12 protein-coding genes and 3 pseudogenes are annotated in these 21,387 nt (G+C 56.6%); 6 read left to right on the forward strand and 9 right to left on the reverse strand.

What is annotated here, in order from left to right:
• Nucleotides 1–41: 41 nt before the first annotated feature.
• On the reverse strand, nt 42–6,719 hold the full coding sequence (locus tag BM337_RS08960) for a sacsin N-terminal ATP-binding-like domain-containing protein (protein ID WP_143117680.1): 6,678 nt from the start codon (nt 6,717–6,719) through the stop codon (nt 42–44).
• Between the two features lie 48 nt (nt 6,720–6,767).
• On the opposite strand from BM337_RS08960, the gene BM337_RS08965 reads away from it, so the two are divergent.
• Together BM337_RS08965 and BM337_RS08970 are read left to right on the forward strand one after the other, a co-directional pair.
• Nucleotides 6,768–7,235 (forward strand): hypothetical protein, encoded by a 468-nt coding sequence (locus BM337_RS08965; RefSeq protein ID WP_089816114.1) that lies wholly within the window; start codon nt 6,768–6,770, stop codon nt 7,233–7,235.
• 428 nt (nt 7,236–7,663) lie between these two features.
• Nucleotides 7,664–10,237: a DUF262 domain-containing protein gene (locus BM337_RS08970; protein ID WP_089816116.1), complete on the forward strand. Its 2,574-nt coding sequence runs from the start codon at nt 7,664–7,666 to the stop codon at nt 10,235–10,237.
• 252 nt (nt 10,238–10,489) lie between these two features.
• On the opposite strand, the gene BM337_RS08975 is transcribed toward BM337_RS08970, so the two are convergent.
• Both BM337_RS08975 and BM337_RS21555 read right to left on the reverse strand, forming a co-directional pair.
• Nucleotides 10,490–11,488 carry a tyrosine-type recombinase/integrase gene (locus tag BM337_RS08975; RefSeq protein WP_089816118.1) on the reverse strand — a complete coding sequence of 333 codons (999 nt, stop codon included), beginning with the start codon at nt 11,486–11,488 and terminating at the stop codon, nt 10,490–10,492.
• Nucleotides 11,489–11,723: 235 nt separating this feature from the next.
• Nucleotides 11,724–12,182: a hypothetical protein gene (locus BM337_RS21555; RefSeq protein ID WP_245778633.1), complete on the reverse strand. Its 459-nt coding sequence runs from the start codon at nt 12,180–12,182 to the stop codon at nt 11,724–11,726.
• A 123-nt stretch (nt 12,183–12,305) separates the two neighbouring features.
• On the opposite strand from BM337_RS21555, the gene BM337_RS21560 reads away from it, so the two are divergent.
• Complete coding sequence (locus BM337_RS21560) at nt 12,306–12,644, forward strand: hypothetical protein (protein WP_245778634.1); 339 nt, start codon at nt 12,306–12,308, stop codon at nt 12,642–12,644.
• Nucleotides 12,645–12,668: 24 nt separating this feature from the next.
• Here the strand turns inward: BM337_RS21560 and BM337_RS21885 are convergent.
• From BM337_RS21885 to BM337_RS08990, 4 genes and pseudogenes are all read right to left on the reverse strand, one after another.
• Nucleotides 12,669–12,875: pseudogene (locus BM337_RS21885) on the reverse strand (HNH endonuclease); the annotation flags it as partial.
• Nucleotides 12,876–13,109: 234 nt separating this feature from the next.
• Nucleotides 13,110–13,220 (reverse strand): annotated as a pseudogene (locus BM337_RS21565) (DNA-binding protein); the annotation flags it as partial.
• 133 nt (nt 13,221–13,353) lie between these two features.
• A complete protein-coding gene (locus BM337_RS21890) occupies nt 13,354–14,319 on the reverse strand; it encodes a homing endonuclease associated repeat-containing protein (RefSeq protein WP_089816122.1) in 966 nt (321 codons plus the stop codon).
• Between the two features lie 201 nt (nt 14,320–14,520).
• Nucleotides 14,521–15,360 carry a DNA-binding protein gene (locus BM337_RS08990; protein WP_089816123.1) on the reverse strand — a complete coding sequence of 280 codons (840 nt, stop codon included), beginning with the start codon at nt 15,358–15,360 and terminating at the stop codon, nt 14,521–14,523.
• A 721-nt stretch (nt 15,361–16,081) separates the two neighbouring features.
• On the opposite strand from BM337_RS08990, the gene prf1 reads away from it, so the two are divergent.
• Nucleotides 16,082–17,158, forward strand: a complete 1,077-nt coding sequence (gene prf1, locus BM337_RS08995) for a peptide chain release factor aRF-1 (protein WP_089816126.1) — start codon at nt 16,082–16,084, stop codon at nt 17,156–17,158.
• Nucleotides 17,159–17,498: 340 nt separating this feature from the next.
• Here prf1 and BM337_RS09000 read toward each other — a convergent pair whose 3' ends face one another.
• A complete protein-coding gene (locus BM337_RS09000; RefSeq protein ID WP_089816128.1) occupies nt 17,499–18,305 on the reverse strand; it encodes a DUF1801 domain-containing protein in 807 nt (268 codons plus the stop codon).
• A 1,205-nt stretch (nt 18,306–19,510) separates the two neighbouring features.
• Nucleotides 19,511–19,905 (reverse strand): annotated as a pseudogene (gene tnpA / locus BM337_RS09005) (IS200/IS605 family transposase); the annotation flags it as partial.
• 56 nt (nt 19,906–19,961) lie between these two features.
• On the opposite strand from tnpA, the gene BM337_RS09010 reads away from it, so the two are divergent.
• The gene (locus BM337_RS09010; RefSeq protein WP_083258760.1) at nt 19,962–20,099 is read left to right on the forward strand and encodes a plasmid partition protein ParG; all 138 of its coding nucleotides are present in this window, start codon (nt 19,962–19,964) and stop codon (nt 20,097–20,099) included.
• Nucleotides 20,096–21,373 carry an RNA-guided endonuclease InsQ/TnpB family protein gene (locus BM337_RS09015; protein ID WP_089816130.1) on the forward strand — a complete coding sequence of 426 codons (1,278 nt, stop codon included), beginning with the start codon at nt 20,096–20,098 and terminating at the stop codon, nt 21,371–21,373. Before BM337_RS09010 ends, BM337_RS09015 begins: the two co-directional genes overlap by 4 nt.
• Nucleotides 21,374–21,387: the final 14 nt, after the last annotated feature.

Consider the following 21,387-nt stretch of genomic DNA (forward strand, 5'->3'; position numbering starts at 1 on the left):
TCTGAATTTTCTCCCGGTTTCACGACCAGCAACTGAGTCCCTCACCGGTATTCGAAGCCGACATAGAACGAGCCGCCACGGAGCTTCTCCCAATACGGGTCGCCATCGGAATCGAAGTCCGTGTACGCCACGAAGTCCGTGATATCGCGGAGTTCGATTCCGGAATCCCGAGTGTGCTGAGCATCCCAATTCGTCGGCAGTACCACTAACCGCAGTAGATAGCGGTCGACAGATTCGATACTGTCTTTTGCTCCGTGTTCGCCTAGTGTAGGACCAGGCCGCCTTGCCATTCGGAATTCGTTCCCGGTAAGCTTGATGCGCCCACTATCAGCACGATTCGGATGGACTGCCTTCACTTCGACTCGTCGCATCGAATCAGGCCTCCAGTCGGTGTCGGCGTCCACCGACATGGGGAGACCGGCGAACGGATCGATGTAATCGAAGCCGGGCCCCCGTTCTGCAGAGGTGTCGAACACCGCATGAAACGCACGGCGCGCCGGTTCAGAATCCTCAACCTCGGAAGCACAGAGATACCGCCTGAGCACCGACACAGTATCCTCCGAACTATTACCCGTCTCGAACTGGATGGTGAGCTTGTCGAGCGGCTTCAGCCGCCAGTTCTCGCAACTTCGCCAACGCTCCACTTCGTCGACGATAGCTTCTCTGCAGGTACTTGACGAGGTACGGAACCGGTCCCAGGCCCGGCTGAGACAAATGAGCTCAGCATCTCGACCACGGCCGTCTGAAATCTCTGCATTCTGGCGGCCGCTGGACTGTGTATCATTGATGCTTGGGGCCTGCATGTCGTCACCGGGTTCCTCTGGTTCAAATGTCGTGGACTCAACATTATCTTCGACGACGTCGTCGACTTCGTCGGCGTCGTTCGCCACCCAATCCAGGGTTTTCTTGCGGCGCTGGGATTGCTGGGACGGCGAACGCTGCCCCGCATCCTCACGTAGCGCTTCCTGGAGTACCTCTTGAATCTGGCCCTTGGCTTCCGATGGCGTTGCAACAGCGTCGATAAGGGACTCCACCTTCGAGAGGATGTCCTGGTCTGTGGTTATCGAAGCGTCCCTGAGTGCCTCATACCGGTCTTGGCACCACTGCTCGACCGCCTCAATGATTGCCATAGGGACGATGTCGTCGTTCGATGCTTCCGACTCGATATCGAGGAGTTCGACGACGAACTGTGACCGAATGGACTGAGGGAGCTTCTCGCCATTCGGCACGATCTCGCCCACAGTGTCGAACGCGGAGGGCGGAGTCGCTTCCTCCACGGCCTGGAGCGCGACGACGATGGCATCATCGTTGATACGGTCCCGCCGGTCGAGCTGCGAGAAGAACGCCTCTACCTTTTCAACTGCATCGAGATACAACCGCAACTCGTCTATATCGCGAGACCCTCGTAAGGTTCTCAGCGAACGCCACTCGTCTTCATCCAGTACCCTCTCCACTCCATCATACTCTCGGAGCAGCTGTGCAAGCTTCAGTTGCCGGGTGATATGGTCCTCTGCCGTTGCGGCTTCGATACACTGTTCCGGCGGCAACCCAACCGACTCAAGGACAGCCATCCACTCCTCGAGGAACGAGTGAGTGGAAGACTCGGGCGGGTTGGTCAATGCGTCGAGCGCCGCGCCGTGGTCGCCCACAATATCCGGTGGCGACGCCCCCGCATTTTGACTCCGAACGAGCGCCTCCAATGCCGAGTGAACCCGCTTGAGTTCCCGAGTCTCATAGTCTTCTCGACTTTTTTCGATTTGTTCGATCGTGTCCTTATACTCCGCTCTTCCAACTTCGATCCCCTTCATGAGGATGTTCTCGAAGACATCACCCAGCCCATAGTTGTCGAGAATCTGTTCAAGCGCATCCGCAGCTAAGTACCGCGGAATCTCTTCTACTTGCCGCCAATCATCCACTGCCTCGGAATCAGAGCCATCGCTAGGAGCGTGCTCTTCGATGGCTCGCCCGTAAACCGCGATACGAGACGGCACACGACCGTCTTCACTATCAGGAATCCATTCAGCAGAGTTCCGGCCGGCCGTGTCTTCGACGTCCGCGACGCCGAGTGGACGGCTGAATAGCTCATCTAACGTCTCGTACGTCTCTTCGACGTTTGGATTGGTCGCCTGCTCCTTGTAGCCTGCAACTAAGATTTCGTGGCGTTCGTTCAATGCCTGCTTCAAATCTTCTAACGCCTTATGTTCGGCGTTGGTCGGAAGGGTGTCGGCAGTCACGGATTCCAGCTCTGGGTTCTCTGACTGGACTGCGATTCCAAACGGCGGGGATGCAGACTCTGAATCATCAACTCCATCGCCGAGGATATCTGCGATGGCACTGGCTTCCTGTGCTGGCCGCTCGACGATTGCGACGGTCGCGTCCGGTGCCCGGTAGCGTTGGCGGGCGTACTGTCTAAGGTTCTCTTTGAAAATCGTAGGAACGATGTCCTGCGTCACCCCCGTGGAACCTGTTGACTCTCCCTTATCGCCGCTGATGGCAAAAACATAGGACTCGCCGTGCCACCGCACTGGCAGTCGAACTCCGAACTTCTTGATATCCCGGCGGATCCACTGGATTTGCTGGTCGTCATCGGAGACTCTGTGAGTAATGTGGGACATCGATTGCAGGCGTCGCATCAACGAATACACTGGATCGATGTACTTCGATGCCGACCATTCACCGACTAACGGCTGAAGTCGCTCCGTCCCAACTTCGAATCGGGTAGACTGGCAGTCCGTGTGCTCATTGACGAACCAGCTGAGTCGTTTCGCGGCTTCGGCAGGGGTCAGCGATTCGATAGGCCCGGCGGACAACTCGCCCAAGAGCCGTTGAACATCGGTTGCTTCGATTGGGTTTACTCCCGCGACAGAATCGTTCGCCTGGTTTGATACCTTCTTGACGTCTGCTCGGGGGAGATACTGAGCAGCACCCCTTGCATCTTGTTCGGTTATCAACTGCGTCGCTTCGAGTTCCGGACCAACATCCAATTCGAGGTCGCCTTCGATCGGCCAGAGTGGACTAGTCCGGAGCTGGGCCATCCCTAACGCCGGGATAGTGTGGTGAGGACTACCCAGTTGGTGACTGTAGTACGGCCCATTACACAACCAAGCCGTATCCGCAATCGTTTCCTCCATTTCCGGCCAGACGAGGACCACTGCATCCCGGAACGCGCGTTGCTGCGACGCTGCTAATTCATCGTTCAATTCCGAAAAGTACCACCACGTCGGAATCGCCAAGTCACTGTGCTTCTTGTCCCATCTATCGACTCCGTTCTTGAGCCATCCTTCCTGACATCTCCCAGAATGACTTGCGCTGAACACGGGATGGTGCTCGGCTTGCCAACATAGCTGTCGATAGGTTTCGAGAAGGGGTTCTGGCGGATCAATCTGGGTGTCAGCATCAATCTCCACGTTCGACGGGTCCTTTGTGAGTTCTTGTACTGTCTCCACTGATAATGCGCCGGTTCGCTGGTCGCTGTCGTCCAACCCTGGAAAGAGCCATCCCCACTCAATGTGGGGGCCGACCTGGACACCGAGGTGTAGCAGGAAATCAACGAGCCAGCGATCCTGGCCCTCGTCGTGGCTGTCGACTTTATCTCTAATCGGCTGCCACCGGTCATCCTCCGGTGGCGCTAAAACAGGCGTCGTCTGCGACCGGAACTGGTCCGCGTGCTCAATCGCGCCAGCCCAGCGCCGCAGCGCCTCTACTCGTTCGGCTACCGCGTCCTCGTTGTTGTCGACGAACGGGCTGTCAGGCTCCGGTTTCCCCTCCACCCGTGTCGCAACGTCTTCGAATTTTGCGGCCCAATTGACACCAAAGACCAAATCTTCTGCCCGGTGATACCCTCCGTCTTCAGCCGGCAAGGGAAGCGACCGGACGTACCGGCGTTCGAGGAACTCTGTGTTCTCCGGTTTGGTCGTGAGTGGCTCACCAGTCAACAGGTTCTCGACTTCATCGTAGCGGCGGTGATGATATGGTTCTGGAGCCAACCACTGCGCCGGGTTCGTATCGGCGATTCTCCGATACAGGTCCAAGAGGTACGCAATAACCGGGTCCGGTTCGTCAACAGGGTCGGCTGAATAGCCGCCCGCATCTGCAGCAATCCGGAGATAGAACCCGGCCGGACTCTCGAGTTTCCGGGTCCCCCACGCGTTATTGAAATTCGCCAACTCCCCTGCCCACTTTGCGACCGGAGGTATCACATATACCGGTAACTGTGATGGCGGTGCTGGAAGACGTGTGGTGGTGGATTCCTGGGCACCTCCCTCATCGGCAACTTCACGGCGAAACACGATGCGATCGTTTCGCCGGTGGCGTCCATCCTCGCTCTGTCCACGACTGGGTGACGCTCGAACCAGCCGAGTCACCTGTACGCCGGACTCTACTTGTCCGTCGGAGTCGTCGACTGCCTCTTGGCGTTCTGCCGGGAGTAACGGAACAGCGGCCGTACCTAAGTTCTGTGCGGCATCCGTGATATTGCTGTCATTGTCGTCTCCGTCGTCTGTCCGATGCCGGTCGAACGCGTCGATTACAGCAGCGAAATACTCAGTCGCCAAATCTGAATCGTCGACGTCAACGTGCCACCAGTCGGATGACCGGTCACGCACCGATTCCGTCGAATCGAGTCCACCTGCTTCACACAGAATCGTCACCCAATCTGGACCATCCTGGGTGTCTGGAAGTCGATCAATAACGTCAGATAGCCCGATTGCAGAGAGGATGCTGCGAACCCGAGATTGGCGACTTTCGGGGAGGGCGCCGTGCCACATTTCGCCGTTCGCAATCGAGGATTCTGTTGGGAGCGGTGCGGCGGCCGTGTCGAACGCGTCTTGACGCAGTACCTCGAACGCCGACAATCGTTCTGGCGCCAGCAATGTCTCCGTCGGCCGGAGCGTCCCACCAGCTGCCGCTGGAACCATCGGCGATTCCCGCAGCGCCGCTAATGTATCTTCGACGAATTCCCTGACAAGTCTTCCCGCAGCCTCGTCGTCGCGATCCGAGGCTGGCTCCGTCACCGGCGCCATGACCCACGGCATCCACTCGTGAAACAAGGGATGAGAATGCGAATACGTGCTGGATATCTCGTCCAGATCTGGGGGAGCAGCACAGTCTTCGGCAGCAGTGCCAATCAACTCTGGTAGTTTCTCGAGAAGGTCCTCGTTTTTGGCCTTGTCCGCGAGTTGCTGGCGGTCGAATCCAACTTCGAACGGGGCGTGGACGACGAACGGAAATGGTGTCGACGCCTCTGAAATCGGGTAATAGAGATGCAACGGCTCTGCTTGCTCTTCGTCGTCCCACCAGTCTGCTCCTGGTTGCGGCGCTTCACAGAGAACCCGGAGCTCCGAGGAGGCCTCCACATCGGCAGGCGTTGCAGTATCGCCGCCGAGCCACTCGTAGTCCTCTGGGTCAAGCGTCTCGGAGTACCGCCGAAACCAATGTGATTTGACGTTGCTCCCCGCATCACGCTCCTCAGTCACCCGCACGACCGAGCGCTGAACGTTCGAATCAGAATCGACAACCCCCTCGTCGGTCTCCAGAACTGAGAGCTTCCGCTGGTCTCGAAGCTCCAGGCCTTCAGTCGAAGAGTCGGTTCCGAATCTCAAGAATTCGATTTCCTCGATGTCCTCCAGAAGCACCAGTGTTGCAGCCGAAAACGACTCACACTCACGCCAGAGCTCGTCCTGTTGACTCGCCGATTCCGGCCCATCGAAGGTCGAGCTCTGGCGATTATCATCGAACTCGGCCGCTGCCGCCGAATCCTGTTGTTTGAGTTGCTCGTAGGTCCCGTCCAGTAAGCTGTTCCACAAGTCGTCATCATAATCGAGTTCGACGACACTCCGATACCGGCCGGCATGGGGGGTGAGTTGGTCTAATGCCGCATCGGTAACGTTGAGGGCTTCCCGTTCTGTGTCCCCCCCGTCAAGTAGCAACTCTGCAAGGTCGCGGCCAGGGCTCGCCGAGGTGAACCCATCAGTATCCGTGAATGGGTACCGGAATAGTGACAACCGCGGTAAATCCGCAAGTACCTGTGCTGGCTCCGGCGGCGTCGGTGGTTGGTCGGGCCGCTCGATCTCCAAGATTCTCTTAACATCCACGTTGTCGGAGACAGGTGCCTCAGAAGAATTCCGGAGTAACTCAGTAATAATCTGCTGGTATTCGCCGATCTCAGATGATTCAACTGCGTCCTCTATCTGTTGTCGGCGGTCGTCGTCGGAAAGAATCTGATTGTAGGCGTCCAGCAGCATCAGGACGCTGCGGCCTCTGGAGAACCGTGCCTCGATGCGATGGTTGTTCAGGACAGAGCGGATGGCGAACTGATCACCGCGCTGCAGAATCGATTTCAGTCCGACACCTTTCTCGCCGATGGCGCCCTTATCCCTGGCTTTCTTCGAGCGGCCGAGCCCCGTAACCGCCTCGAAGACACCTTCGTCGTGTAGTTGGAACGGGCGGCCCGTGTTCGCGACGAGGAGGGCCTCCGGCGTGACGAGTACTGCTACGGATTGGGTTTCGGGAGTCGTCTCGTCGTCGCGAATCGCGTCTCTTGCGTTCTGAATCAGTTCGAGGACTGTTCGGTTCTCGTGTGTGGCGGCGACAACCTGGTCACCGATTCCGAGATCGCCTTCCTTGCTCCACCGCGTTTCGTTAGTCAGTTCAGCAATTAGCTCACTGTTTTCGTCACTGCACTTGTCGGCAAGTTGTTCTGAAGGTGTGTTAGTACTCACGGAGATTCTATTCCTGATCACCAGACACTATCCGCTTTCCAATAAAATGTGGCGGCCGAATACGAAATCGAGAGTGTCGAAACTGATTTGGCCCCGTTTGGAACGGCTGATGTGTACTTCTGCGGCCAGCCATCCATCCTCGCTAGCACCAACGAGGACGGGCAGCACCAACTGATGGACCGGTTGCTCATGGACGCGCCCACTGATGTCCGCACCGACGAGGATATCCGGCGTCTCGAAGACTGCACCATCGGCGTGTATCGATCCCGTGATTGCGGCACCATCGAGCAGAAGCGGCACCTCAACGGTGGCCTTCGTAAGGACGACATCGTCATCGATGACCGCGCCTCAACCATCGATGGGCTCACCAGTCGCCGTCGTGGTGGTCTCGTCCTGAAGATCGAGGCTAGGAAGCCGTCCCCCCGCAAATACCAAGGCTGCATCGCTGTCCGTGAGTGTCTGCAGGAATTGATCGGTGATCCGTCTGTACTAAACGATTCGTCGTCGTCCGCCTAGCCGACCAGGACCTGATCCACCGGCCACGAAAAGAGCCCGTCGGCGACACCGCCTTCCACACTGTGCCGCTGTCCGGGGTACGAGGACTTTATCAAAACCATAATCTCGGTCGAGCAGAACACCAGTACAAAGCCTGCGAAGAGTGCGATGATCGGGTCGCGCGGTCAGGTTGAAGATTCTCCACATATCTGCGCTCAGGCAGGCGTGCAACCGCCGGCTGGCCCACGATACAAAAACCATAATGAGATGAGGCATCCAAAGGGGACTCGGTACCACTGAGCCGAACTATCAAAGGCGGCCGCTCGATAATCTTAGCTCGATGATTTCAGCACTGAGTTCCTATGTGCACTCCCTCTTGTAACCTATATGTAGCTATCCAATTATATTACCACCATTAGTTATTTCTCGTTGTCCAAGGAGTCTTACGTGTGACCCAGCTTTCTCAAGATCATCGATTGGAGGAGTTCGAAACCTCCTCGGGAACAATCCTCGAAGCATTAGATATTACTGACGAATCTTGGTTTCAAGTTATCAAAAATCGGTCCTTCAGAGTCCCGGAATACCAAAGAAATTACTCTTGGGGGGATACTCAACGAGACGAATTCTGGTCAACGTTAAAACGAAATTTTGTCGATCTTGGACCGCTTCCTTCTGATCTTGATGAGATGGATCTTTCAGGCCTGTACATGGGGGCAGTATACATCGCTGTTCCAGGACCGGAAGACGAGCAAGAAAAACTCGATATCGTCGATGGACAACAGCGTTTTGCTTCCTTCCAACTATTGATTAAGGCCCTCAATGACAACATCCTTAGTCTAAAAGAAGAGGCTCGAGATCAAGGAAAACATGATCTCGTTTCGGAGCTTACGGAGGTAGAGGTAAAACTCGAAAAGGGATACTCTGGGACCGAACCCTCAGTAAAACTGAATTCAGAAGACCGGGAATTTTTCGCAGCATTAGCAGCATATCCAGAAAACTGGTACATTGATGTCCGTGATTTTCTAGTTGACCAGATTGATAAACACCCAGACATAACAGGCAGAAACCGACCTAGGGCTAAGACTATTGAGGAACTCGCTGAGGCTATTCAAGAACCGATCCAATTCAACGGAGATGACAATCTCACAGACGATTCGGCATTTGAAGCCGATAAGGATGGAGACGAAGATGCGAAACTCGGGAAACACGTCCGGTTCCTCAATTCGCACGAACGAATGTTGGAGGCATACAGTGAAGCCTACGAGTTGATAGAGACTCTCCAAGATGAAGAGACAAATGGAGAGCTGGCTCAACGAGCTTATATTACGATGAACTTTTCCTCTTTCGTTCTTCATGCGATTGCGGTCGATCGGTGTTTAATTACGGAGCCGAACCCCGACCTGCGGCTTGACATTTTCCAATCGATAAACGACAAGGGGCTCGCATTACACGATGTAGACAAAATTAGAGCTCGAATCAAACACCGTCTAGTTGGCTCAGGATCAAGTGGGGTAATGGAGGAATGGCGGGAAACACTTGCTCGGTTTGATGGTGACAAAGATGATATTAAAGAGATGCTGAAGTACTTTGTCGCTGCAAAAGAAGACAGCGTGAATAAGATTTCGGAAGCAAACAATGCAGTCATGCAAGTCTTTGACCGGTCCACACCAGAGAGGTCGAATGTCACACCATTGCTGACGCAGGATAATGCTGAAAACCTCGTGACCGAAGTCTCAACGTATTCCAAGTACTATGATGATCTCTATCAGTGTGAGTTCAACCACTTTGACCGATCGATTGATGATAACAATCGGAAAGAAGTAAAACGGATACTCAACCGTGTAGGCAAAAAAATTGAAGCAGAACAGTGGCAGGCACTTGGTCCGTTTGTGTATATGATGGTAGACCAAGGTGCACCGGAGGACTATGACGAAGAAGATATTGGGAATTTCTTATTTGAGGTGTTTGATGCCATTGAGGTTCTTACCCTCCGGCAATCGATTAGCGACCACAGTGGGGAAGCTATCGAGGGAGTCTATGTCAACGCTGTCCAAAACTTCAATAATCGGTCTTCGGATCAATTCGACGCCACCAAGATTGTCTTAGACATTGTCGAGGATGCGAGCAATCAGACAGAGGACCTCTTCGAAGATGGAATGATTTATCATGCCGTAAAGAACCGTAATTGGACTTCTAGTGACCTAGGGCGGTGTATCCTTCAACGTACGACAAGTAGATATCTTAAGGAAGAAGATATGGGACTCGAGGTTCGAGACTACTCAGATGTCGATGTTGAGCACATTCTTCCACAAACACCTATCTCCGATGAGGCAGGGAGAAGTGCCTCAAGTTCGGAACCCGGGAAATATGCCTGGTTAGACTACTTCTTCCGGGTTAACGAGACTGATGAAGACTCACAGATCGCACAGGCTATAAAAGTACTAAAGGATCAAAGTATCTCGTCTCTACAGGCAAGCGATGTAGATTCGGACGATCTTGGAGATGAGGTTAACGAAGATGAGATACTAAACATCCAAGAGGAGGTATTCAAGCGATTCGTCGATGATATCGCAAATCTTCTAATTCTAGTTAATCAGGACAACCAAGAGTTAGGGAACAAACTTCTCTCCAAAAAATTACCTGTGTACTGGAGGGATACCTATATCAAAGTAATTATCAATGATTTCTTTAGCAATGAAGAGAATTCGCCGTTTATCGAATCGGAATATGTCAATCTTGATACGGGTGATGTCGACGAGATCAGGGGGGAGGATCACCTTTCCGACGATATTGCAGAGCAAGTGGATCGTTCGTGGACTTACGAAGTAATGTTTGAGCGTAAGGTGGACATGGTTCACCAGATATTGAAACGACTTACGTTCAATCTTGAGCCAGATAGCTCGGGTGGAGACAGAGATGAATCCGTTGGGGTCGACAAAAGCGAGTTCGATGGGCTCAGAGACCAAATTAAAGCTGCCGTAGACGATGATCGTGAACGGCGAATATCCCGTCGGAACTTCTAACATCATCTCTTATTAGAGAACAAAGGCACGATGGACACCGACGTCTACCTAACACCGAACAGGAAATAAGGATGGCTCGAGAACTTCCCGTCACCTGCTGGATTCCGTCATAGGTGGGTCAATCTCGACAATTGCGAGGCATCGACAAAATCGAGATCGGCGGCGAGTTGGATGGTGCTGGGCGAACGCCAGATCGAAGAAATTCTGACATAGAATCGATGAACCATTACTTATTTGCGGAGGAGCGGCCGGTTAGAGGTTCTCTAAGTATCCGCGCCGCTGTTCCAGTTTCACCTCCTCAGAACGCTTGTCGTAGTGCTTGTCGAGGATGTCGCGGCTGACGTTCATCCTGTCGCCGATGACCTCGACGGGGACGTCTTTGGTCAGTGCGTGCGTGATACTCCCGCGGCGGATCGCGTGTGGACTCACGGCTTCCCCGCACTTTTCGCTCTCCGTGCCAGCACATTCGGGACACGGTTCACCTCTGAAGCACGGTGAGGTCACGCGATAGACGCACCTCCGCATCGCGGTTTTCGAGAGGCGACCGTAGCGACTGGTAAACAGCGGCTCCCGGCCGGCGTCGTCGGTGTTCTCGATCCGAATGTTCTCGATGTACTGGGAGAGAACTTCCGCTAGATTCGACGTAATCGCGACGGGGCGCTCGCCGTTCGCGCCGTTCTTCAAGTGTGTCCCCTGGTCGGGCCGGTGAACGATCTCGATCGCTTCCTCTTCGAGGTGGAGGTCGCCGAGGTCGAGCGAGTTAGCACCGCCGAGTCGCATCCCGGTCTCCCAGAGCAACGCAAACAGGGCGTGGTCGAGCGACGCGTAGTTGAACGTCGAGAGGTGGTCTAGGATCTCCGAGGCCGGCTCGGACGACAGCGTCTCGTCTCGCCGCTCTTCCGCGGGCGTGACTCGCGGGACCATCACCTTGTCGTAGAGATTCGCGGCGACGGCTTCGATGGAGCCGGCCCACTTGAGGAATACCCTGATGGTACTCATCTGCTGATTCAGTGTGATCTTCGCGAGGTCGCCGGTGTCCTCCCGCCAAAGGCGGTATCGCTGAATGCTCCGGCCGGTCAGGGCGTTCATGTTGTCGATGTCGTTCAGGTCGCACCACTCGACGAACGGCTTCGTCCGGTAGCGGTGGGCCTGGACGGTCTTCACCGAGTACTGGCTCGCCTTGTGGTCGAGAAACAGTTCCTGTGCTTCGCGCGGTTCGATGGGTTCGAGATCTGTGGGGTTCGTGCTCATGGTAGTCACGGAACCCCGCGAAACAGGCTGGCGCGCGCGAACCCGGAAGTGAAGGGATCGTACGGGGTGGGAAGATGTCCCGCCCGGACCCACTCAGTTGACGGATGGACCTATTCTGATATATTGGCAGATAGCGGACTGAATTTGGTTCACGAGGTCAAAAAACAAGGCTCGCTGGGTCTCGTTACCTACTACGTATTAGCGTTCGTTATGCTGGGCTTGCAAGATTATTTAGTTACTCCCATCCGAATATGGATTCGTACTCAGCGTGTACATCGAGGATGCGCCGAACGCTCTCAGCCGGGTTCTTCGTGCGCAGCTCATCGAATTTTTGCACTTCTTCTCTGACTATACCGCGTGACACGTCGGCGTCGGACATCAGGAGCTCCACCCACACACGAGTCTCCTTGACTGAAAGTGAGTGCCCAGTTGCGATGATGCAATCATATGCGGCTCGGACATCGTCCGTTTTGTTGAACACTCTTTGCAGTTCAGCGATAGCTGAATACGAGAGTCCGTCTTCCTCATACTCCCGTTCAGGAAACATCTCGTAAACACTCTCTGAACGCTCGATTTGAAGGGCGCTTGCCCCCTTGACCTCAGTTTTCTCGGCAATCTCCTCGTAGGAGAGTCCGGACTTGACTCGAGCCCTGCGGAAGATCCGTCCCCACTCCCACTTCTGCGTGACGCCCATGTAATCGTCTTTGACCTCCTGAATTTGTTGCGCTAGTTGCTCAAATGAAACCTCTGCTGTGTCGTCGAATAAAGGGTCAGAATATTCTTGGTCCGTAGCCTGTCGAGTCTCTAAGGTCCTGTGATGGGTACAGCGTACTTGCTGCTGCCCGACATCTGTGACACTACAGTTGACAACGAGTGCTTCGTCTGGAGCCCCTTCAATACAAACACGCCGCCCATCTACGAGGCTCGTTTCACCGCTTCGCAGTCCACCGAAGGTCAACTGGTCACCTCTGTCGATGGAATCAAAGCCAAACAGTTTCTGATGCACCTTGATGAAGCGCACCCCTGGACCAAGGTCTTCAGTACTGGGAGTGATGAGCGATCGATCGCGAAACTGGTGGAAATATTCGTAGCCATAGGCAGAGTCGTCGTGCGCGACGATGATTTGGTGGTCGTCTTTGAGGCCCAACCAGCCTGAATCGAACCCCCAGTGACAGCGCCGGCACAGTAGCAATCCGTTCATCTCCCTATCTGGGCCTCCATGCTGGGCCGGGTGAATGTGTGCAGCTTCAGTCTCCGGGTGCCCAAACGGAGATTCGTGCCGTTGGCGGCATATCGCACAACGGTTCGAGTATAAGTCCCGAAGGTTCTGCCTCGTGTTGGAGGAGAACTCTTCTGAATACCTACTAACCGTCCAGTCTCCAGCCATACGCCACCCCAAGAACCCGACAGTTCATATATTGCTCGAGGACGTTCCCGACCGAATCACCAATCCCGCTACCACTTTGATGTATTGGTAGATAACGGAATTGCAATCCAAAGGAGGGGCTGCTCTAACTGTCGTGGCTGCGCGCGCAGCGGAGCGAGCACGGAGCGGAGGGCGGGGAGGTGGGGTCTGGGTCAGTCTGGCACAAGAAAAAAGAAACCGCGCTAGTCGCCTACTTCACCACTGTCCCCGTTCCGGGAAGTGGACTTCCGACCAGCCCGTGAGCGCTATCGAGCAACGGCCCTGGTACCAGTTCTTCGCTGCCGCCCTGAATCGCACCCGCTTTCCCTTCATGAATAATGGCTTGTCAGAACCTCCGCAAAAGGCGCTTGTAGAAACAGGAAATGGGTGAGTTGTTTCGGTAGACAACAGATTACGGATCAGAATTTCGACGAACTAGAGATCCGTAATCCAGTCTGTTTTAGAGATGTCGAGTGTCTGGTCGTAGAGGCGCGATCCGCTCCCAGATAATGTGGTGAACGGTACAGACCGTGACGAGATTGCTCAAGCTATTCGCTCGCTGGAAATCTACTGACCCACAAGACCGTTCGAAGCTGGCTAATGGTACGATGTGATGCACATGAATATCGTGTCCGAATCGCTCGATGTGTGACTCGCGGGTTGTGCTACATTCTGGGGTTTGACAAATGAAGTCATCTCGCTGGATCGCTTTCTCCCGTAGCCGATTCCAGTTCGGACCGTAGTACTGATTATCTCGGCCACCCCTCCAACGTGGATTATCCTCTCCTGAGGGCCATCCTCGGGGTTCGAACCCCGCCTCTCTCACAGCGTCGTGCCACCCATCAAATTCTCGAAAGTAGCCCCGAACAGAGTACTTGCCCCGGTCTTTCAGATCGTTCGTTGATGGGGGATGACCAAGAACATCTGAAAGTCGTCGGATTTCGGCCAAGAGGTCTTCTCGCGGAATCTGTTTGATCTTATTGGGCTTGTACCCAGCAGCCACTAGGGCATCATTCCACGAACCAAACTTCGACTGAGCAACGTCGACAGAATACTGTCCTTCGGAACTCATATCCGCTACCGTAGGGACCTGCCCCAGTTCTGCAGCTACCCTCTGAATCTCCTGGATTATATCATCTCGCGAGAGCTCATGATAATGGACAGGTGTTAACCCGGCAGCTCGGAGGCCGGCGTTCCACGAACCAAATCTCTTCCTTACTGTCATTGGTGAGTATCGACCTTCTCGATCCATATCCTCCGAAGTTGGAACCCGACCTATTTCGTCGAACAGACGCTGGACCTCGGCAATCAGTTCATCTCGTTCGATTTTGATCCGATGGCCGTTTTTGTGACCACCGAATTTCGCGGGTGTTTCGAACGTCTCTCCACAGATGTCACATTGATAGCGAGCATTTTCTGGCGTCATTTCATTCTCGAGGGCACGAAGTGACGCCCTCGGTCCTTGAGGGCGAGAAAAAACAGATGGCAGAACGAGCAACTGACCATTAAATCGGTTAACGGTTAGAGAAGATTATCCGGCAATATCCGGCTAACACTAACGAGAAACGACCTTCGCACTCCTCTACGGGAGAATGCGAATTCCAACCTTATGGGGGTGGTTCGTGACCTACCTCCACCACTGCCCCCGTTCCGGGAAATGTACTTCCGACCAGCCCGTAAGCGCTATCGAGCAACGGCCCTGGTACCAGTTCTTCGCTGCCGCCCTGAATCGGACGCGTTCACCTTCCTCGACCATCGGCTGCGCGCTCTTTTTCCAGCTGGTGAACTTGGTTCGTCCGCTCTCGTCTTCGATCAGCCCGACCTGCCGAATCGCTCGGGAGGAGGGTGTCCAAAGTTGGGTAACGCGCCCCTCAACGGTCACCTCGCTGCGATCGACGTTCTCTATCTGGTCGATCGGCACGATGACACCTGCTTCGTCGCGAATCAACTCGATTACCTCGACGACTGCGTCCAGGACGTCCATTCCATCTGCGATCCGCTCGGCTAACTGCCGCGATATCGCCGCTCTCGTCATACCACCGTGTTCCTCCGTCAACCTCGCCGCCTGCTCGTTCACCGTCGAGAGTTCCGCCTGTGTGAGTTCCGCCCGGGGATCTTTCCGGTCCGGGTCAGCCCACTGGTCCACGCCCGCTCGTCGATGCTCGAACTCCTGCCGTCGTTCCACGCTACCCGCCTTCGCCAGCTGACGCGATCGTCCTTCCCGGCTCGATTCTTGCCGACTGTCCCACCGCTCGTGGGTTCGTTCGATCTCCCACTCTCTCGCTGCCAGCTTCTCTTCCGCCGCCAGCGTCAACCCCGTCCGTCCAGCGTCCGGGTGATTCGTGTCGACCTTCCCCTGTTTCTCCTGTTCGACCGACCGCCGCAGTTCCGGCTCTTCGGAAACCGCATCGTCGGGCTCTCGTTGTTCAACCAATTCTTCAAGTCGAATGGCGTTGTTAGTGTTCATTGGAATCAGCCTGATTCCGAAGGCGCTCTGCGCCACCACCGCGATGCGACCACATCGCGGTTTTCCGACGTCGACGACCGACAGACACGTCTGCGCGTCTCGCTCGCGCCTTCGCGAGCGCCCCTGGGCGCGAGCGAGACGCGCTGTCGAGGCAGAACAAACCAGCCACGCGCGCCGACCCACCCGGAGCGAGCGGCCAGCACACAAGCCGGTTTCGCGTCCGTCGACCGCAGGGAGACGCAACCGAAAGCGCGCTTGGTGCTGGCGCGAGGGCACATTCACTTTAGCCCGGAACGGCGCGAAGCGCCGCACGCCCGGAATGGTCGGTCGCGAGCGACGCGGAGGGTGGCAGCGGCGAGCGGGGCGAGCCGTCAACCAACCCGACCAAACCACCCGATCCGCCGACCGACCAACCGCCGTCCTGGTGGACAGAAAGGGCGAGGCCGCCTCGGTCGTCCCCCGGCCCCGTAAGCACCGAAGCGAAGCGAGGAGCGCAGCGTGGGTCGCGGGATGCCGAGCGGCCGAGGGCTTTCGAGACGGTCTCGACCACCACAAATATTATTCCCAGCCATCACGAACACAGTCTATGCACCACACACCGCCGGTGCGACAGGTGACTGCGCGCACGACCAGCGCTTGCCTCGTTCTCTCGTAGCTCGTCACAGCGCCGGCGGGTGTATCGCCTTCACATCGAGTAGCGCCGCCGCTGTCACCGACCCACATGCAGACCACCGAGTACGAACTCCGCGACCGAATCGACCAGCTAGCCAACTACCGCGGCGAGGGCACCGAACTCGTCACCGTCGCTGTCCCGCCAGACAAGTCACTCCGAACAGTCCGCGAACGCATCGACCGCGAGCACGCACAGGCCGAGAACATCAAATCCGACCGGACACGAACCAACGTCCAGGACGCCCTCGGGCGGATCCGACGGCACCTCCAGGCATACGATCAAACACCACCGAACGGCCTCGTCGTCTACGCAGGCGTCGTCGACGATGAACTACAGGACGCCGTCTTCGACGACCTCGACCGGCCAGTCGACGTCTCGATCTACCGCTGTGCGGCCGAATTCGAGACCACACCGGTCGAACAGGCACTCACCCCGTCGACGGTGTACGGCCTGGTCGTCCTCGAGCGGGGTCGCGCCGCCTTGGGCCGCCTCGCCGGCGAGCGAATCGTCGACACTCGAACCATCGAGAGTCAGGTGATGGGCAAGTCCCGCGCGGGCGGCCAGAGCGCACAGCGGTTCGAACGCGAACGCGACCGCCAGAAACACGAGTTCTTCACGCAGGTCGCCGACGCCGTCGAAGGGACGTTCCGCGACGAGCCCACCGTCGATGGCCTCGTCCTCGGCGGCACGACGATCACCGTCGACGAGTTCCAGCGGGGGGACTATCTCCACCACGAGCTACGGGATCGCGTCCTGGGCGTCTATCCGGTCGAGTACGCGACCGAGCAGGGCCTTGCACAGCTTGTCGAGCGCGCTGAGGACGTACTATCCGATGCTGCATACCGACGGGAACGGGAAGCCCTCGACCGGTTCTTCACCGCACTCGGCCGGGATGGCGACGTCACCTACGGCACTGATGCAACGCGAACCGCTCTCGACTACGGCGCTGTCGACGTTCTCCTCGTCGCCGACGCACACCCACCCGAGACAATCCGCGAGCTGGAGGCAGCGACGACCGACCAGGGAGGTGAGTGTCTCGTCGTGTCGACCGATACGGACCGCGGTGCCCAGTTCGAGACCGCATTCGGGGGTCTCGGCGCACTCCTCCGGTTTCCGATCGACTAAGCTGAGAAGTACGGAACCGGCTGGTACAGCTGATGGACTTCTCCATCCTACCGCCGACCGGCACACCGCCCGGGTGGGACTGAAAGGGGCCGCGGGTTCGACCGGTCCCCGGACCCACAAGCACCGCAGGCACGAGGAGCGCAGTGCGGTCCGCGGACCGTCGAACACGCGGGGGCTTTCGAGAAGACAACCGTACTGTGAGACTGTGTCCGCCCGAATACACACGCACGAGCGCCCGCGCTGAGTCTCTCGACCAAGCCACGCCAGAAGACCTATCACCCGTTGCAGGCGAGCAGGGCGCTCGGCTACGAATCGCCGGGCCGCACCCACACGAGTGTCATCACCAGTTCATCCCTGGGTCGTCGGCGGCTTGCCGGACCCAGGAAGCGACCTGTGCTTCGTCGAGCGTATCTGTCTCCTCGATGTCGATAGCCTGCCTGTCCGGGGCCGTCCCGCTGGGCGGTTCGGGTTCGAGGTACGATTCGCACACGAATGTCAGTTTCACGTGTTTCGAGAACGCACTGAACGACGCGAACCAGCCCTGATCCTCGACGCCGTAGAACGGCTGGTGCCACTTCACGGCGCGGCGTACGTCGGGCACCTCGGATCGAACGATCTCGTCGAACTGTTCCGCAACATCACGCTTCCAGCCCGGCAGCGCAGCAATGTACGCCGTCACTGCCGCTCCCCCATCGGTGTCGTCCTTGCGCCGCGCCGCCTGGTACTGTTTGTCCCGTGTTTCCCACTCCTCCTGCGTCGGGATTTCGTTCGGTAGATCGATGTCCCCGAACTCCTCGTCGACGATGGTTCCCTCCCCTGCTCGGCCCGCTATCGCAGTCACGACGAGGACCGGGTCTGCCGCGTCGGGTGCAGCAAACAGGTCGAAGTCCAGCCGCACCGTCCCCCCTCGCCAGTGGCGAGCGAAGCCAACCCAGCCATCGGGATGGTCCTCACGGGTATCCTGCTCGACCCTGAAGAGACCCAGCAGGGCTGGAATGGCGTCGGCACCCCACTGGAGGCCGCGGTCCAGATCCGTAAATTGTACCCCGTCGTCGTGGTCGGCGTCGTAGGAGGGGGCCCTGATTGCTCGATTCGCCATCACGAGTTCGGAGACCCGCTCGGCCGTCAGTGGGCTGGATGCACTCATTATCTGTCTCTGATAGGCAGTATGGCAATATCAGCATTCGGTTGGTCGTGGGAGTGGTATCGCGCCGACGTATCAGCCCTCGCCGCCGGTCTCGAACATCTGTCTCTCTTCGGTGACGACGATGACGTCGTCGGGCGTCGCTCCTGGAACGCGTACGAGCACAGTCGACGATCTCGCAGGACGTCGCGTCTCTGTGAAACAGGGTCACGACTCGCGAACAGAGCGCACGACTGGCGAACGCGCCCCTACGCACAGCTCGGTACGCCGTCAGTACTTCACGATCGGCCACAGAGACCGGTAGAAGTGTTCTCTCGACTGTCTCGATCTGTGTGTGAAAGTTGAGACGCATCGTGGATGACTAATGATTCCCGATGCAATATCCCCGGTACAGACGATTGTGCACCTGCTTTCGGGCTCCTCTGGAGTCACTGCACGCCACTACGTCGGGCCCAGTTCCACGCGCCGAGAGGCGAGCATGCAAAATCGCAAGACTGTAGCCGATTGTGAAGCGCACATCCGGCACAGGACAGGACCAGGCCATCGCTTCGGTTGACCCACAGTCGTCGTGAAATGTCCCGTTCACTCCCTCGTAGACCCGTTGCAAGCCAGTTGTGACCGATGACTGGCTCTGCTACCCTCGTATCTGCCCACTCACACACGACCGGTATCTCCCGATGAGAGTTATTCTACCGGCCGAAATCACCGATCGTGAAAATACGGGGAGATACCAAGAGCCGGTTTCCAGCGCCGGGAAGCGATGACAGCTTCCCTCGATGGTCGTGGATCTCTGGAGTTGAAACGGGGGTCAGGGCCATGACGAGCTTCGCCACCATACCACGAACTTACGGCGCTCGCCGATCACATCCACCACGTCAAACGAGACTGAAAAGGGCCGCAAGGTGACTTTCGAAACCGAATAAGTCCGTTCAGCCACCGTGGACGGAGATTCATAAACGAACACGAATCATGCCGTCCCTGTCAGATGGGACACGTCTACTACCACCACCCGGGCGACAGGCGACACTCGCTCGACTTCGTCCACGACGACCCAGCTGTAGCGCTCACCAAAGTCGTCGGATACGACGATGACGTGACCGTGAAGGTCCGCTCCTACGATCACGACAGTGAGTTCTACGTGGTCTACAGGCGGAACAGGCCGAGTGCCTCGGGGCTTGACCCCGAGGGTGAAGGCCGTAAGCTCTGTAAACGTGTTCCGTTCGCTCGATGTACTGTTCACTCGTATCGGTCGAAACGTCACCAGCCGTCCCGACGTAGTACGATTCTTCCCAGAACCCACCGCCCCACAGGTATTCCTGTAACAGAGGTTCGTGCTGTTGCCACATCTCTCGTGCTGTAATGCTCTGACTGTCCGTACAATCTCACTGAGGGCGTGTTTGGGATGTGCCGACGAGAACAGGTGTACGTGGTCGGGTGAGATGTGTAACGACAGTATCTCGTAGTCGTACTTGTCACACACCGCTCGAAAACTCGATTCCAGTGAATCTTCGATCACACCCAGTATCGGGTCTCGATACTTCGGACACTACACGAAGTGGTAGTTGACGTTGTATACTGTGTGGTTTGACCATTTCTCGCCCATACAGACAGTACGTGGACAAGAATTAAGCATTTCAGTGAATAAGCAATACGTGTGAGATGACTAAACGACTCACTGTGGACTTCGAGGACGAGCTATACAAGGAGTTCTCGAAGCAATGTATCGACGCTGAGAAAACCAAGTCCGAAGTCGTGCGTGGACTCGTCCAAGACTGGCTCACCGAATCCGAAGAATGACCGACGTACAGACTCTCGTGAAGACGCTGGATTTCCAACTCAACATCCAGAGTGACAACGAAAGTCTGCTGGAAGACGCCACGCTCGAATCACGGTGGGCCTACAACGAAACCATCCGTCTCGCCAAGCAGGGCGTGGACTGGGACGAAATCCCCGGCCGTGTGGCCGATGACGCCGACCTCGTGAAAAACACTACACAACGTGTCGTAGCGAAGGCACTCGGCGCGATGGAAAACTACCACGAGTACGACGACTTCGGCCAGCCGAGCCACACCAAAGACGGCGCGTATCCGCTTCGAGCCAACTACGAAGAAGGCTACAACCTCACGCTTCGAGACGACGGAACCATGGAGTTCCGTATCAGTGCCAAACCGTACAAGCACGTCAAAGGCGTACTGGAGGGTGACGACACCCATCTCGACATTCTGCGGGCGGCACTCGCTGGTGACGAGTGGGCTATCGGGACAGCCGAAGCCCTGTTCCACGACGGAACGCCCGAGTTGCACGTCAATGTCACGAACACCGAGCGTACCGTCCGAGAGAAACAGGACTCTCGGACAGTCATCGGCGTGGACGTGAACGAAGACAACGTGGCACTGTCGGCACTGTCAGCAGAGGGCGTCGAGGATACGCTGGTCATTGATTTCCCCGAAATCAAGTTTGAGCGTCACCGCTACTTCACGATGCGAAAGCGGGTGCAGAACGCCGAGAAACCGAGTATGCACGATACGCTTGAAGGACGGGAAGAACGGTTCGTCCGTGACCGACTCCACAAGGTGAGCCGTCACATCGTGGAGTGGACCAAGCAGTTTGAGACACCGTGCGTCGTCTTTGAAGACCTCAAAGAGATGCGCGACAGTATCGACTACGGTACTCGGATGAACCGACGTTTGCACCACCTGCCGTTCCGTGCGCTCCAATACTACACATCGTACAAGGCCGCCTTCAAGGGTGTCCCAACAGCGTGGATTGACCCCGAGTACACGAGTCAACAGTGTCCGAGCTGTGGACACACGGAGCGAGCGAACCGCAACAGAAAGCGGTTCAAGTGTCGGTCGTGCCAGCATCAGGACCACGCCGACCGAAGTGCGAGTGTCAACATCGCTGTGAAAAGTATCGAGAAGCATCAAGACTGGAATGTGCCTACTCTCAACAACCTTCCCCAAGTTCGGAAGGTGCGACGGCAGGCATCGGGGGCCGTGGACGCCCCGACCGTGGCCTTGGATACCGCGAGAGGGCATCATCCCGATGGTATCCGAGGCGTGTCCGACTAATCCACGGGAAGCCT

The organism is Halomicrobium zhouii (assembly GCF_900114435.1).
Classification (GTDB): Archaea; Halobacteriota; Halobacteria; order Halobacteriales; family Haloarculaceae; genus Halomicrobium; species Halomicrobium zhouii.